This window comes from Gemmobacter aquarius (assembly GCF_003060865.1).
Lineage (GTDB): Bacteria > Pseudomonadota > Alphaproteobacteria > Rhodobacterales > Rhodobacteraceae > Paragemmobacter > Paragemmobacter aquarius.
This window is the reverse complement of the sequence record NZ_CP028918.1, coordinates 411,837-424,969: the sequence shown is the minus strand read 5'-3', so window position 1 is coordinate 424,969 and position 13,133 is coordinate 411,837. Positions and strand designations below refer to the sequence as shown.

The 13,133-nt window shown below is 61.1% G+C and carries 23 protein-coding genes; all 23 read right to left on the bottom strand.

Annotated features, from left to right (window positions below; translation table 11 throughout):
• Positions 1–2: 2 nt before the first annotated feature.
• The 23 genes from secY to tuf all read right to left on the bottom strand — a co-directional run bounded on the left by secY (position 3) and on the right by tuf (position 13,092).
• A complete protein-coding gene (gene secY / locus HYN69_RS02045) occupies positions 3–1,361 on the bottom strand; it encodes a preprotein translocase subunit SecY (RefSeq protein ID WP_108434278.1) in 1,359 nt (452 codons plus the stop codon).
• Positions 1,362–1,466: 105 nt separating this feature from the next.
• Positions 1,467–1,943: a 50S ribosomal protein L15 gene (gene rplO, locus HYN69_RS02040; protein WP_108434277.1), complete on the bottom strand. Its 477-nt coding sequence runs from the start codon at positions 1,941–1,943 to the stop codon at positions 1,467–1,469.
• Positions 1,944–2,364: 421 nt separating this feature from the next.
• Positions 2,365–2,559, bottom strand: coding sequence for a 50S ribosomal protein L30 (gene rpmD, locus HYN69_RS02035; RefSeq protein WP_108434276.1), 195 nt, complete (start codon positions 2,557–2,559; stop codon positions 2,365–2,367).
• Between the two features lie 2 nt (positions 2,560–2,561).
• Positions 2,562–3,137: a 30S ribosomal protein S5 gene (rpsE, locus tag HYN69_RS02030; protein WP_108434275.1), complete on the bottom strand. Its 576-nt coding sequence runs from the start codon at positions 3,135–3,137 to the stop codon at positions 2,562–2,564.
• A 122-nt stretch (positions 3,138–3,259) separates the two neighbouring features.
• A complete protein-coding gene (gene rplR, locus HYN69_RS02025; protein ID WP_108434274.1) occupies positions 3,260–3,619 on the bottom strand; it encodes a 50S ribosomal protein L18 in 360 nt (119 codons plus the stop codon).
• 11 nt (positions 3,620–3,630) lie between these two features.
• Positions 3,631–4,164, bottom strand: coding sequence for a 50S ribosomal protein L6 (rplF, locus tag HYN69_RS02020; RefSeq protein WP_108436983.1), 534 nt, complete (start codon positions 4,162–4,164; stop codon positions 3,631–3,633).
• Between the two features lie 13 nt (positions 4,165–4,177).
• A complete protein-coding gene (rpsH, locus tag HYN69_RS02015) occupies positions 4,178–4,576 on the bottom strand; it encodes a 30S ribosomal protein S8 (protein WP_108434273.1) in 399 nt (132 codons plus the stop codon).
• A 15-nt stretch (positions 4,577–4,591) separates the two neighbouring features.
• Positions 4,592–4,897, bottom strand: coding sequence for a 30S ribosomal protein S14 (rpsN, locus tag HYN69_RS02010; protein WP_108434272.1), 306 nt, complete (start codon positions 4,895–4,897; stop codon positions 4,592–4,594).
• An 18-nt stretch (positions 4,898–4,915) separates the two neighbouring features.
• Positions 4,916–5,476: a 50S ribosomal protein L5 gene (rplE, locus tag HYN69_RS02005; RefSeq protein WP_108434271.1), complete on the bottom strand. Its 561-nt coding sequence runs from the start codon at positions 5,474–5,476 to the stop codon at positions 4,916–4,918.
• Positions 5,476–5,781, bottom strand: coding sequence for a 50S ribosomal protein L24 (gene rplX, locus HYN69_RS02000; protein WP_108434270.1), 306 nt, complete (start codon positions 5,779–5,781; stop codon positions 5,476–5,478). Before rplX ends, rplE begins: the two co-directional genes overlap by 1 nt.
• Complete coding sequence (rplN, locus tag HYN69_RS01995) at positions 5,781–6,149, bottom strand: 50S ribosomal protein L14 (protein ID WP_091302592.1); 369 nt, start codon at positions 6,147–6,149, stop codon at positions 5,781–5,783. Before rplN ends, rplX begins: the two co-directional genes overlap by 1 nt.
• Before the next feature lie 81 nt (positions 6,150–6,230).
• Positions 6,231–6,464 (bottom strand): 30S ribosomal protein S17, encoded by a 234-nt coding sequence (gene rpsQ, locus HYN69_RS01990; RefSeq protein ID WP_108434269.1) that lies wholly within the window; start codon positions 6,462–6,464, stop codon positions 6,231–6,233.
• A gap of 11 nt (positions 6,465–6,475) precedes the next feature.
• Positions 6,476–6,682, bottom strand: a complete 207-nt coding sequence (gene rpmC / locus HYN69_RS01985) for a 50S ribosomal protein L29 (RefSeq protein ID WP_108434268.1) — start codon at positions 6,680–6,682, stop codon at positions 6,476–6,478.
• Positions 6,683–6,956: 274 nt separating this feature from the next.
• Positions 6,957–7,370, bottom strand: a complete 414-nt coding sequence (gene rplP / locus HYN69_RS01980; protein ID WP_108434267.1) for a 50S ribosomal protein L16 — start codon at positions 7,368–7,370, stop codon at positions 6,957–6,959.
• Between the two features lie 12 nt (positions 7,371–7,382).
• The gene (gene rpsC, locus HYN69_RS01975) at positions 7,383–8,099 is read right to left on the bottom strand and encodes a 30S ribosomal protein S3 (RefSeq protein ID WP_108434266.1); all 717 of its coding nucleotides are present in this window, start codon (positions 8,097–8,099) and stop codon (positions 7,383–7,385) included.
• Positions 8,099–8,479 carry a 50S ribosomal protein L22 gene (rplV, locus tag HYN69_RS01970; RefSeq protein ID WP_108434265.1) on the bottom strand — a complete coding sequence of 127 codons (381 nt, stop codon included), beginning with the start codon at positions 8,477–8,479 and terminating at the stop codon, positions 8,099–8,101. Before rplV ends, rpsC begins: the two co-directional genes overlap by 1 nt.
• A gap of 3 nt (positions 8,480–8,482) precedes the next feature.
• The gene (gene rpsS / locus HYN69_RS01965; protein ID WP_108434264.1) at positions 8,483–8,761 is read right to left on the bottom strand and encodes a 30S ribosomal protein S19; all 279 of its coding nucleotides are present in this window, start codon (positions 8,759–8,761) and stop codon (positions 8,483–8,485) included.
• A gap of 3 nt (positions 8,762–8,764) precedes the next feature.
• Entirely contained in the window at positions 8,765–9,604 is an 840-nt protein-coding gene (rplB, locus tag HYN69_RS01960; protein WP_108434263.1) for a 50S ribosomal protein L2, read from the bottom strand.
• Positions 9,605–9,774: 170 nt separating this feature from the next.
• Positions 9,775–10,071: a 50S ribosomal protein L23 gene (locus HYN69_RS01955; RefSeq protein WP_108434262.1), complete on the bottom strand. Its 297-nt coding sequence runs from the start codon at positions 10,069–10,071 to the stop codon at positions 9,775–9,777.
• A complete protein-coding gene (gene rplD / locus HYN69_RS01950; RefSeq protein ID WP_108434261.1) occupies positions 10,068–10,688 on the bottom strand; it encodes a 50S ribosomal protein L4 in 621 nt (206 codons plus the stop codon). Before rplD ends, HYN69_RS01955 begins: the two co-directional genes overlap by 4 nt.
• Positions 10,685–11,410, bottom strand: a complete 726-nt coding sequence (rplC, locus tag HYN69_RS01945) for a 50S ribosomal protein L3 (RefSeq protein ID WP_108436982.1) — start codon at positions 11,408–11,410, stop codon at positions 10,685–10,687. The genes rplD and rplC overlap by 4 nt, the downstream gene beginning before the upstream one ends.
• A gap of 13 nt (positions 11,411–11,423) precedes the next feature.
• Positions 11,424–11,732 carry a 30S ribosomal protein S10 gene (rpsJ, locus tag HYN69_RS01940; protein WP_023666234.1) on the bottom strand — a complete coding sequence of 103 codons (309 nt, stop codon included), beginning with the start codon at positions 11,730–11,732 and terminating at the stop codon, positions 11,424–11,426.
• A 184-nt stretch (positions 11,733–11,916) separates the two neighbouring features.
• Positions 11,917–13,092: an elongation factor Tu gene (gene tuf / locus HYN69_RS01935; protein WP_108434260.1), complete on the bottom strand. Its 1,176-nt coding sequence runs from the start codon at positions 13,090–13,092 to the stop codon at positions 11,917–11,919.
• Positions 13,093–13,133 lie beyond the last annotated feature (41 nt).

Here is a 13,133-nt window from a genome sequence, read left to right as displayed (position 1 = left end):
CCTTAGCGCCGTGCCGGAGCGCGCGGAGCCGTGCGCTTCTTGCCGCGCAGCTGCGATTTCTCGATCAGACCTTCGTATTGATGCGCCAGAAGGTGCGACTGGATCTGGTTGATCGTGTCCATCGTGACCGACACCACGATCAGCACCGAGGTGCCGCCGAAGTAAAAGGGGATCGACAGCTCGTTGCGCAGGATTTCCGGCAAGAGACAGATGAGCGCAAGGTAACCCGAACCGAGGACGAGCACGCGGTTGACCACATATTCAAGATATTCTTCGGTCTTCTTGCCGGGGCGGATGCCTGCGATGAAACCGTTCTGGTTCTTCAGGTTCTCGGCCACCTCGTCGACCTTGAAAGCCACGTTCTGGGTGTAGAAGTAGCTGAAGAACACGATCATCGCGACGAAGAACAAAAGGTGCAGCGGCTGGCCAGGGCCAAAGTAGGCCAGGATCGTCGACATCACGGGGCCGGTCGATTGGCCCGAAAAGGTCGAGATCGTGGTCGGCAGCAACAGAAGCGACGAGGCAAAGATGGCGGGGATCACGCCGGCGGGGTTCACCTTGATCGGCAGATGCGACGAGCCGCCGTCATAGATCTTCATGCCGACCTGACGGCGGGGATACTGGATGTGGATCTTGCGAAGCGCCCGCTCCAGAAAGACGACAAAGGTGATCACGACGACGATCATCACCATCACGCCGAGGATGACGATCGGCGACACCGCACCCGAACGGCCGCTTTCCAGAAACTGCGCCATGGCGCGCGGTATTTCCGCGACGATGCCGACGAAGATGATCAGCGAAGTGCCGTTGCCGATGCCGCGCGCGGTGATCTGCTCGCCCAGCCACATCAGGAACATGGTGCCGCCGACGAGCGTGATCACGCAGGAGAGCTTGAAGAACAGCCCCGGATCATGCGCCAGATTGCCCGCCTCGATCGAGGCCGCGATGCCCCAGGCCTGGAAGGTGGCAAGGAACACGGTCGCGTAGCGGGTGTACTGGTTGATCTTCTTGCGCCCCTGCTCGCCCTCTTTCTTGAGCTGTTCGAGTTGGGGGACCATCGAGGTCAGAAGCTGGACGATGATCGAAGCCGAGATATAGGGCATGATGCCGAGGGCAAAGATGCCCATCCGGCTGATCGCACCGCCGGTGAACATGTTTAGCATGCCCCCGATTCCCGCGCCCGCGTCGTTCATGAACTCGCGCAGCTGCGCGCCGTCGATGCCCGGAACGGGGATATAGGTTCCCAGCCGGTAGACCATCAACAGCCCGAGGGTGAAGAAGATGCGTTGGCGAAGGTCGGTCGCCTTGCCCAGGGCGGCCCAACTCAGGTTCGCCGCCATTTGCTCTGCAGCAGATGCCATGCCCAGATCTCTTTCATAAGATAACGCCGCCAACCGTTTTCCGGTCGGCGGCGCGGGAAAACTTCGCCTTGTGATGTAAGCGGTCTAAGGGCCGCTCACAACACCTTATTCAGCGGCGACGCGTGCCGGTTTCACAGTCAGCGTACCACCAGCGGCGGCGACGGCTTCGATGGCCGATGCAGAAGCGCCGGTCACGTTCAGCTTGATCGCGGTCTTGATCTCGCCTTTTGCAAGAATGCGGATGCCGTCATGCTTCGACTTGGTCAGGCCGGCTGCGACGATCATGTCCTCGGTGATTTCCGATTTCGCATCCAGCTTGCCGAGGGCGATGAATTTCTCGATCAGGCCGAGGTTGACGACCGCGAATTCCAGACGGTTCGGCTTGTTGAAGCCGCGCTTGGGAAGACGACGGTACAGCGGCATCTGGCCGCCTTCGTAGCCGCCGATGGCGACGCCCGAACGCGATTTCTGACCCTTGATACCACGGCCAGCGGTCTTGCCCTTGCCCGAACCCGGACCACGTGCAACGCGCTTTTGCTTCTTGGCTGCGCCGGGATTGTCGTGCAGTTCATTCAATTTCATGTCGCATACTCCTAAGCCGGAATGCCCACCCTGCGACGGATGAAGGGCAACGCGGCGTTTCTTTTTGATTCTGTGGCGCGGGGCCACTGCGGGCGTATAGCGGGATGGGGGGCGTGGGGCAAGGCGGGATTTTCCAGACGGTTGCAGCGGGCGGCAACGGAAACGCGACCCGCATTTCCCCGCCCGTGCGGCAACGGCAAGCCCTGCCCTGCCCGGCCGATCGCAGACCGAGGCCAGCGCCCGCCATGGGCGAAACGGGCGCTGACCGCGGCCCTTGGGCCACCGGCGGATGACGGAACCCGCAGCGCATGGCAAAGGCGCGCGCGCCCTTGCCATTTTGAACCAAAGCAAAACGCCCCACCTTGCGGAGGGGCGTCTTGCAATTGGTAGGGTGGGTGATTCACCCACCCTGACTGTAAGATCAGCCGCGCTCTTCGATGATCTGCACGAGGTGCTGGATCTTGCGGACCATGCCACGGACCGAAGGCGTGTCTTCGAGTTCGCGGGTGCGGTTCATCTTGTTCAGGCCCAACCCTTTCAGGGTCGCGGTCTGGACGGCAGGGCGGCGGGCAGCCGAAGCCACCTGCTTGACGACGATGGTTTTCTTGTCAGCCATGATCAAGCCTCCACAACTTCGGCTTCGGGCTTCTTCAGGATCTCGGCCACTTTCTTGCCGCGACGGTTCGCGACATGGCGGGGCGAGGCTTCCTGCTTGAGACCGTCGATGGTTGCGCGGATCATGTTGTAGGGGTTGGCCGAACCGATCGATTTGGCCACAACGTCCTGGATGCCGAGCATTTCGAAGACGGCGCGCATCGGGCCGCCGGCGATGATGCCGGTACCTGCAACGGCCGTCCGCATCACCACTTTACCGGCGCCGTGACGGCCTTCGATATCGTGGTGCAGGGTGCGGCTGTCTTTCAGAGGCACACGGACGAGGCTGCGCTTGGCCTGTTCGGTGGCCTTGCGGATCGCTTCCGGCACTTCCTTGGCCTTGCCCTTGCCGAAGCCGACGCGACCACGCTGGTCGCCGACCACGACGAGTGCCGCAAAGCCGAAGCGCTTGCCGCCCTTGACGGTTTTCGAGACGCGGTTGATCGCGACCAGACGGTCTGCGAATTCCGGGGTTTCTTCCGGGCGGTTGTCGCGGCGGTCGTTGCCACGGCCTTCCCGGCGGTTATCACGTTCTGCCATGAGGCATTCCTTACATCGTGGCGCGGCAAAGCGCCGTTATCTGCCGATCCTGGTGGAGCCTTGCGGCAATCCCCGGATCATCGGGGCGGCGCGTTCCTTGTGGGAACCGCCGCCCGCTTTGATTAGAACTTCAGGCCACCTTCACGGGCAGCATCGGCCAAAGCCTTGATCTTGCCGTGAAAGATGTAGCCGCCGCGGTCGAAATAGCATTCTTCCACGCCAGCCTTTTTTGCCCGTTCCGCAATCGCAGCGCCGATCTTGGCCGCAGCCTCGACGTTGTTCTTGCCGATCAGACCCAGATCCTTTTCGAGCGTCGAAGCGGCCGCAACGGTGACCCCTTTGACATCGTCGATCAGCTGGGCGCTGATGTTCTTGGAAGAACGGTGAACCGACAGACGCAAGCGCCCGTTGGACATCGCCTTGATTTTGTTCCGGACGCGCAGGCGGCGCTTGAGGAACAGCTCTCTTTTGGTGTTCGCCATGATTGCGCCCCTTACTTCTTCTTGCCTTCCTTGCGGAAGACGAACTCACCCTTGTAGCGGATGCCTTTGCCCTTGTAGGGCTCGGGACGCTTCCACTCGCGGATGTTCGCTGCAACCTGACCAACTTGCTGCTGGTCGATGCCTTCCACAACGATTTCGGTCTGCTTCGGCGACGTGACGGTCACGCCTGCCGGAACGTCGAAGTTCACTTCGTGCGAATAGCCGAGCGACAGTTTCAAGACGTTGCCTGACATCGCAGCGCGGTAACCAACGCCTTGGATTTCAAGCTCTTTCTTGAAGCCGGTCGTGACACCCGCAACGAGGTTCGCAACCATCGAACGGACCATACCCCACTGCTGACGGGCGCGCTTCGAGGTGCCGCGGGGCTTGACCGAAACGGTCGTCCCTTCGATCACCAGGGTCACGTCGTCACCGGCGGTGAAGCTGCGGGTACCTTTCGGCCCCTTGACTTCGATGGTCTGGCCGCTGGTCGTAGCCGTCACGCCCGAAGGCAGTTCGACCGGTTTTTTGCCAATACGAGACATTTCCATCCCCCCCTTAGAATACGGTGCAGAGGACTTCGCCGCCAACATTGGCAGAGCGAGCCGCTGCATCCGACATCACGCCCTTGGGCGTGGAGACGATGGAGACGCCAAGACCGTTACGCACGGTCGGGATATCCTTGACACCCATGTACACGCGACGGCCCGGCTTGGACACGCGCTTGATTTCACGGATGACAGGGGTGCCTTCGAAGTACTTGAGCGAGATCACCAGTTCACCCTGGCCATTTTCGGTCGTGCTCTTCTCGTAGCCACGGATGTAGCCTTCGCCCGCCAGCACGTCGAGCACCCATGCCCGCAGCTTGGAAGCCGGGGTGGACACGGTCGACTTGCCGCGCAATTGCGCGTTGCGGATACGGGTCAGCATATCGCCGAGAGGATCGTTCATAGTCATTTTCCCCTCCTCTCCTTACCAGCTCGACTTCACCATGCCGGGAATCTGGCCAAACGAGGCCAATTCACGCAACATGATCCGCGAGAGTTTGAGCTTACGGTAGTAAGCATGGGGACGGCCCGTAAGCTGGCACCGGTTGTGCAGCCGGGTCGCCGACGAGTTGCGGGGCAGTTCAGCAAGTTTCATTGTCGCCTTGAAGCGATCTTCCACCGGCTTGGTCTGGTCGTTGATCACCGCCTTGAGAGCAGCGCGCTTGGAAGCATGCTGCTTCACGAGCTTGGCGCGCTTCACTTCGCGGTTCACCATGGATTTTTTAGCCATATCTTTGGTTCCTCGCGATCAGGACGTGAAGGGCATGTTGAAATGCTTCAACAGCGCCTTGGCTTCGGCATCGGTCTTTGCGTTGGTGCAGATGATGATATCCATCCCCAGCACTTCATCGACCTTGTCGAAGTTGATTTCGGGGAACACGATGTGCTCTTTCAAGCCCATTGCGTAGTTGCCACGCCCGTCGAAGGACGAGCCCTTGACGCCGCGGAAGTCGCGGACGCGGGGCAGTGCGATGGTGACGAGACGGTCGAAGAATTCGTACATCCGGTCGCCGCGCAGGGTCACCTTGCAGCCGAGCGGCATCTCTTCACGGACGCGGAAGCCGGCGATCGACTTCTTGGCGTGGGTGATGACAGCCTTCTGACCGGCGATGAGCGAAAGCTCCTCGGCGGCTTGCTTGACCTTCTTGGTGTCTTTGACGGCTTCGCCGACGCCCATGTTCAGGACGATCTTGTCCAGACGCGGGATCTGCATGTCGTTCTTGTAGCCGAACTCTTCCTTCATCGCCGCACGGATGCGGGCGACATAGTCAGCCTTGGCGCGGGGGGTGTAGGTTGCGGTATCGAGCATCAGATCGCCTCCCCGTTCGATTTGGCGTAACGGACCTTCTTGTCGCCTTCCATGCGGAAGCCGACGCGGGTCGGTTTGCCGTCCTTGTCGACGATTGCCAGGTTCGACAGGTCGATCGGCATCGCCTTGGGGATACGGCCACCTTGCGACGAAGGGGTCTGCTTGGTGTGACGGATCGCGACGTTGACGCCTTCGACCACTGCCTTGTTCGCGGCGGGGTTTACCGAGGCGATTTCGCCCTTTTTACCCTTGTCGCGGCCGGTCAGCACGATGACGGTGTCACCTTTTTTGAGTTTCGCAGCCATCAGAGCACCTCCGGAGCCAGCGAGATGATCTTCATGAAGTTCTTCGCACGCAGTTCGCGAACGACCGGCCCGAAGATACGGGTGCCGACCGGTTCGCCCTGGTTGTTCAGGATGACGGCGGCGTTACGGTCGAAGCGGATCGTCGTGCCGTCTTCACGGCGGACTTCCTTGGCGGTGCGAACGACGACGGCTTTACGCACGTCACCCTTCTTCACGCGGCCCTTCGGAATCGCTTCCTTGACCGACACCACGATGATGTCGCCCACGGATGCGTAGCGGCGGTGCGAACCGCCCAGAACCTTGATGCACTGAACCCGGCGAGCGCCAGAGTTGTCAGCCACATCCAGATTGGTCTGCATCTGGATCATTTAGATTACTCCCGACCTTTGGAACCCGTCATGATCGTAACGGTCCCAGGGTTTCGTTCGAGCCGAACGGAGGGTCGAAGCTTACGCCTCGAGCACCACCGTCCAGCGTTTCGTTTTCGAAATCGGCGCACATTCTTCGATGCGAACCGAGTCGCCGACCTTGAACTTGTTCTCCGCGTCGTGAGCCCGATATTTCTTGGACTTACGGACGGTCTTTTGCAGCAACGGGTGCTTGAAGCGGCGCTCGACGAGGACGGTGATCGTCTGCTCGTTCTTGTCCGAGGTCACGACACCTTGCAGGATACGCTTGGGCATAATGTGTCCTCTTACTTCGCGGCTTCAGCGGCTTTTTGGGTCAACACCGTCTTGATGCGCGCCACGTCCTTGCGGATGGCGTTCATGCGGGACGTGTTCTCGAGCTGGCCGGTGGCCTGCTGGAAGCGCAGGTTGAAGGCTTCCTTCTTCAGCGCGACAAGATTGTCGCGCAGCTGGTCCGGGGACTTGCCCCGCAGTTCTTCGGCTTTCACGGCCATTTCCTTTTTCTCAATCACCAGAGAGCCCCTTTTATGGAAGGGTGACCCTGAACCCGGTGGATCAATGATAGACCAGCGATTTCGAGTCGCCCCGGAGCCGCTGGATGCGCTCCTATACGGGGTGGGACTTGGGGGCGCAAGGAATGATTTGGGCCCGCCTGCCGTAAACGGCACGGGTGGGTGAATCACCCACCCTACTTAAGAAAAACCCCGGCCGTTTCCGGCAGGGGCCTTTGGTCTTCGTAGGGTGGGTGCTGTGCACCCACCGCCACGCTTACCAGTCTTCGCGGGCGACGACGCGGGTCGTCACCGGAAGTTTCATGGCGCCCAGACGCAGGGCTTCACGTGCGATCACTTCGGACACGCCGTCGATCTCGAACATGATGCGGCCCGGCTTGACCTTGGCTGCCCAGTAATCGACCGACCCCTTACCTTTACCCATACGGACTTCGGTAGGCTTCGACGAGACCGGGACATCCGGGAAAATCCGGATCCAGACGCGGCCCTGACGTTTCATGTGGCGGGTGATCGCGCGGCGTGCCGCTTCGATCTGCCGCGCGGTCACACGCTCGGGCTCGGTGGCTTTAAGCGCAAAGGAGCCGAAGTTCAGCAAAAAGCCGCCCTTCGCTTCGCCGTGGATACGGCCCTTGTGCTGTTTGCGGAACTTGGTCCGTTTCGGTTGCAGCATCTTTCTTCTCCCTTACGCGCGTTCGCGGTCGCGACGCGGAGCGCGAGGAACGGCGCCCTCTTGCGCTTCGGCGTGACGGCGATCATGTGCCTGCGGATCGTGCTCGAGGATTTCTCCTTTGAAGATCCACACTTTGACGCCGATGATCCCGTAAGGGGTCGCGGCTTCGGACAGCGCATAGTCGATGTCGGCGCGCAGGGTGTGCAGCGGAACGCGGCCTTCGCGGTACCATTCGGTACGTGCGATTTCAGCGCCACCCAGACGACCTGCAACGTTCACACGGATGCCGAGGGCTCCCATGCGCATCGCACCCTGAACGCCACGCTTCATCGCGCGACGGAAGGACACGCGACGCTCCATCTGCTGGGCGATCGACTCGGCTACCAACTGTGCGTCGGCTTCCGGCTTGCGGATTTCGACGATGTTCAGGTGGAGGTCCGACTTGGTGAAGGCTGCAAGTTTCTTACGCAGCGTTTCGATGTCGGCGCCCTTTTTGCCGATGATGACGCCCGGACGCGCGGTGTGGATCGTGACGCGGCACTTTTTGTGCGGACGCTCGATGATCACACGGCTGATGCCGGCCTGCTTGCATTCCTCGTGGATGAATTCACGCATCTTGAGGTCTTCAAGCAGCAGATTGCCATAATCTTTCGATTCAGCGAACCAGCGGCTGTCCCAGGTACGGTTGACCTGAAGACGCATCCCGATCGGGTTGACCTTCTGACCCATTATGCAGTCTCCCCGGTTTGACGTACCTTGATGGTGATTTCGCTGAACGGTTTCATGATCTTGCCGAAACGGCCACGTGCCCGCGGACGGCCACGCTTCATCACGAGGTTCTTGCCGACCCAGGCTTCCGCGACGACAAGCGTGTCGACGTCGAGGCCGTGGTTGTTTTCAGCGTTGGCGATTGCCGACTGAAGGCACTTTTTCACGTCACCGGCGATGCGGCGCTTCGAGAAGGTGAGATCGGCCAAAGCCTTTTCCACTTTCTTGCCGCGGATCATCGCTGCGACGAGGTTCAGCTTCTGCGGAGAGGTACGGAGCATGCGCGAAATCGCCATTGCTTCGTTGTCGGCCACGCGGCGCGGATTCTTTTCGTTTGCCATGGCTTACTTCCGTTTCGCTTTCTTGTCGGCAGCGTGACCGTAATAGGTCCGGGTCGGCGAATATTCACCGAACTTCTGACCGATCATCTCTTCGGTAACCGCGACGGGAATGTGCTTCTTGCCGTTGTAGACCCCGAAGGTCAGACCAACGAACTGCGGCAGAATGGTCGAACGGCGCGACCAGATCTTGATCACTTCGCTCTTGCCCGACTCGCGCGACTTCTCGGCCTTTTTCAGGACGTAAGCGTCGACGAACGGGCCTTTCCAGATAGAACGTGCCATGGATTACCGGCCCTTTTTCTTGGCGTGACGCGAGCGGACAATGTACTTGTCCGTCTGCTTGTTCGACCGGGTCTTGTTCCCCTTGGTGCCCTTGCCCCACGGAGTGACCGGGTGACGGCCGCCCGAAGTCCGGCCTTCACCACCGCCATGCGGGTGGTCGATCGGGTTCATAGCCACACCGCGGACGGTCGGGCGGATGCCCATGTGACGACGACGCCCGGCCTTGCCGAGGTTCTGGTTCGAGTTGTCGGGGTTCGACACGGCACCGATGGTGGCCATGCATTCCTGACGGACCATGCGAAGCTCGCCCGACGACAGGCGGATCTGCGCGTAGCCACCGTCACGGCCGACGAACTGGGCATAGGTTCCGGCAGCGCGGGCCAGCTGGCCACCCTTGCCGGGCTTCAGTTCGACGTTGTGCACGATCGTCCCGATCGGCATGCCCGAGAAGGGCATCGCGTTGCCGGGTTTGACGTCGGTCTTGGCGCCGGCGATCACCTGATCGCCAATGGCCAGACGCTGCGGAGCCAGGATATAGGCCAGCTCGCCGTCGTTATACTTGACCAGCGCGATGAACGCGGTGCGGTTCGGGTCATATTCGATCCGTTCCACGGTCGCCGCGATATCGAATTTGCGGCGTTTGAAGTCCACGATGCGATAGAGACGCTTGGCGCCCCCACCCTTGTGCCACATCGTGATACGTCCGGTGTTGTTCCGTCCACCCGTCTTGGTCAAACCCTCGGTAAGGGATTTGACGGGGCGGCCTTTCCACAGCTCCGAACGGTCGATCAGAACCAGCCCACGCTGGCCAGGCGTCGTCGGTTTATACGACTTGAGTGCCATGCTCTCTGTCTTCCGTCAGCTAAAGGGGTCGCTTGCGACCCGAGTTATAGGGCTCCGAAGATCCCCGGTCAGTCCGTCAACGGCAGGTGCTGGACCCCAGCAAAACAAGCCGATTCTTCAAAAAATCCACGGCCCCGGAAAACCGGGGCCGCAAGATTCGTGGGCTTTTATCAGAGGCCCGTTGCAACGTCGATAGTGTTGCCTTCTTCGAGCGTGACATAGGCCTTTTTCTTGTCCGAGCGTTCGCCTGCGCGACCGCGGAACTTCTTGGCCTTGCCTTTGGTGACGACGGTGTTCACCGCTTTGACCTTGACGCCGAAAACCGCTTCGACGGCTTCCTTGATCATGGGCTTGCTGGCATTCATCGCCACCTGAAAGACGACCGCGCCGTTTTCGGACACCATGGTGGCCTTTTCGGTGATGATCGGCTTCTTGATCAGATCGTAGTGTTCGGGTTTCGCGCTCATTTCAGGCGAGCCTCCAAGGCTTCGACACCCGCTTTGGTGATCACGAGCGTGTCACGCTTGAGGATGTCATAGACGTTAGCGCCGATGGTCGGCAGCACGTCGATGCCTTCGATGTTGCGGGCAGCGAGCGCGAAGTTCGCGTCGACATCAGCGCCATCGATGATCAGCACGCGCTTCCAGCCACGTTCCTGCAAGGTCTTGGCAAGGATTCCGGTCTTGGCGTCGGCCAGCGCGATGCTGTCGAGGATCACCAGTTCACCGGCTTTCGCCTTGGCCGAGAGTGCGTGGCGAAGGCCAAGCGCACGGAACTTTTTCGGCAGATCATGGGCATGCGACCGCGGGGTCGGGCCCTTGACGACACCACCGTGACGGAAGATCGGGGCCTTCTTGGAACCGTGGCGTGCGCCGCCGGTGCCTTTTTGGCGATAGATCTTCTTGGTCGAGTAGGACACTTCGGCGCGCGTCAGCGTCGAGTGGGTGCCTGCCTGCGACTTGGCACGCTGCCAGCGGACCACACGGTGCAGGATGTCGGCGCGCGGCTCGAGGCCGAACAGCGCTTCATCCAGATCGATGGAACCGGCAGCGCCGCCGTCGAGCTTGATTACGTCGAGTTTCATGCTTCACCCCCTTCGGCGGCCACTTCGACAGCCGGAGCAGCAGCGGTTGCGGCGCGGATCGCCGCCGGACGCGGCGCGTCGGCGAACGGCGCCTTCTTGACCGCATCCTTGATGGTGACCCAGCCACCGCGCGAGCCCGGGACGGCGCCCTTGACCATGATCAGGCCACGGTCGGCGTCGGTGCGGACGACTTGCAGGTTCTGGGTGGTGGTGCGGACGGACCCGAGATGGCCAGCCATCTTCTTGCCCTTGAACACCTTGCCCGGATCCTGGCACTGGCCGGTCGACCCGTGCGAACGGTGCGAGACCGACACGCCGTGCGATGCACGAAGACCGCCAAAGTTGTGACGCTTCATCGCACCGGCAAAGCCCTTACCGATCGAGGTGCCGGCGATGTCGACGAACTGCCCTGCGAGGTAATGGTCGGCGGTGATCTCCGCGCCCACATCGATCAGGCAGTCCGGCGTCACGCGGAATTCCGCGATCTTGCGCTTGGGGGCCACGTTCGCCTTGGCGAAGTGGCCACGCATGGCAGCCGTCGTCCGCTTGGCCTTGGCAGTGCCCGCGCCCAGCTGGACGGCGGTGTAGCCGTCACGGTCGGCGGTGCGCTGTGCGACCACTTGCAGATTGTCGAGTTGGAGAACGGTCACAGGAACCTGTGCGCCGTTTTCCATGAACAGCCGGGTCATGCCCAGCTTCTTGGCGATAACACCAGAACGCATGGTCATTACCCCCTTAAACCTTGATCTCGACATCCACGCCAGCGGCGAGGTCGAGCTTCATCAGCGCGTCCACGGTCTGGGGGGTCGGATCGACGATGTCGAGAAGACGCTTGTGCGTACGGATTTCCCACTGATCACGCGACTTCTTGTCGATGTGGGGGCCACGCAGAACCGTGAATTTCTCGATCTTGTTCGGCAGCGGGATCGGGCCGCGCACTTGCGCGCCGGTCCGCTTGGCCGTGTTTACGATTTCCTGCGTGCTGGCATCCAGAACGCGGTAATCGAAGGCTTTCAGCCTGATGCGGATGGTCTGACCTTGCATCTTCGTTTTCCTTCGGAACGTAGATCGCGCGGGATGCCCGACCCATAGGTTCACAATTGTTGATGGTCTGCGGCGCAGCCCGAAAGCTGCGCCGCGTGTCCTTAGCCATGCCCACCCCGGTTGGAAAGGGGAAAAGCAGGAATTCTGTCACAAGGCGGGAATTAATCCCGCCTTGCAGCCTCGATCACTTGAGGATCTTCGAGACGACGCCTGCACCAACCGTGCGGCCGCCTTCACGGATGGCGAAGCGCAGCTTCTCTTCCATCGCGATCGGGGCGATCAGCTCGACGTTGAACTTCAGGTTGTCGCCCGGCATGACCATTTCGGTGCCTTCCGGCAGCTGGACCGTTCCCGTCACGTCGGTCGTGCGGAAGTAGAACTGCGGACGGTAGTTGGCGAAGAACGGCGTGTGGCGGCCGCCTTCTTCCTTGGTCAGGATGTAGGCTTCGGCTTCGAACTGGGTGTGCGGGTTCACCGACTTCGGCTTGCACAGCACCTGGCCACGTTCCACGCCTTCACGGTCGATGCCGCGCAGCAGCACGCCGACGTTGTCGCCGGCTTCACCACGGTCGAGCAGCTTGCGGAACATTTCCACGCCCGTGCAGGTCGACTTCTTGGTGTCGCGGATGCCGACGATTTCGACTTCGTCGCCAACGTTGATCACGCCGCGCTCGATACGGCCGGTCACCACGGTGCCACGGCCCGAGATCGAGAACACGTCTTCGATCGGCATCAGGAAGGGCTGGTCGATGGCGCGTGCGGGCGTCGGGATATACGAATCGACAGCCGCCATCAGCGCGCGGATGCTGTCTTCACCGATGTCCTTGCGCTCGCCGATCATGGCCTGGTGGGCCGAACCCTTGACGATCGGAATGTCGTCGCCGGGGTATTCGTAGGACGAGAACAGCTCGCGCAGTTCCATTTCCACCAGTTCGATCAGTTCGGCGTCATCAACAAGGTCGACCTTGTTCATGTAGCAGACCATGTAGGGAATGCCGACCTGACGGCCGAGCAGGATATGCTCGCGCGTTTGCGGCATCGGGCCGTCGGACGCGGCGCAAACCAGGATCGCGCCGTCCATCTGGGCAGCGCCGGTGATCATGTTCTTGACGTAGTCGGCGTGGCCGGGGCAGTCGACGTGGGCGTAGTGACGCGCTTCCGTCTCGTATTCCACGTGCGCGGTCGAGATCGTGATGCCGCGTGCCCGCTCTTCCGGCGCGCCGTCGATCTGGTCATAGGCGCGGAATTCGCCGAAATACTTGGTGATCGCCGCCGTCAGCGTCGTCTTGCCGTGGTCAACGTGGCCGATCGTGCCGATGTTGACGTGCGGTTTGTTCCGTTCAAACTTTGCCTTGCCCATGGGTGGGACTCCTCTTTGTTCGGTTGCGGCGGGGTGTCCCC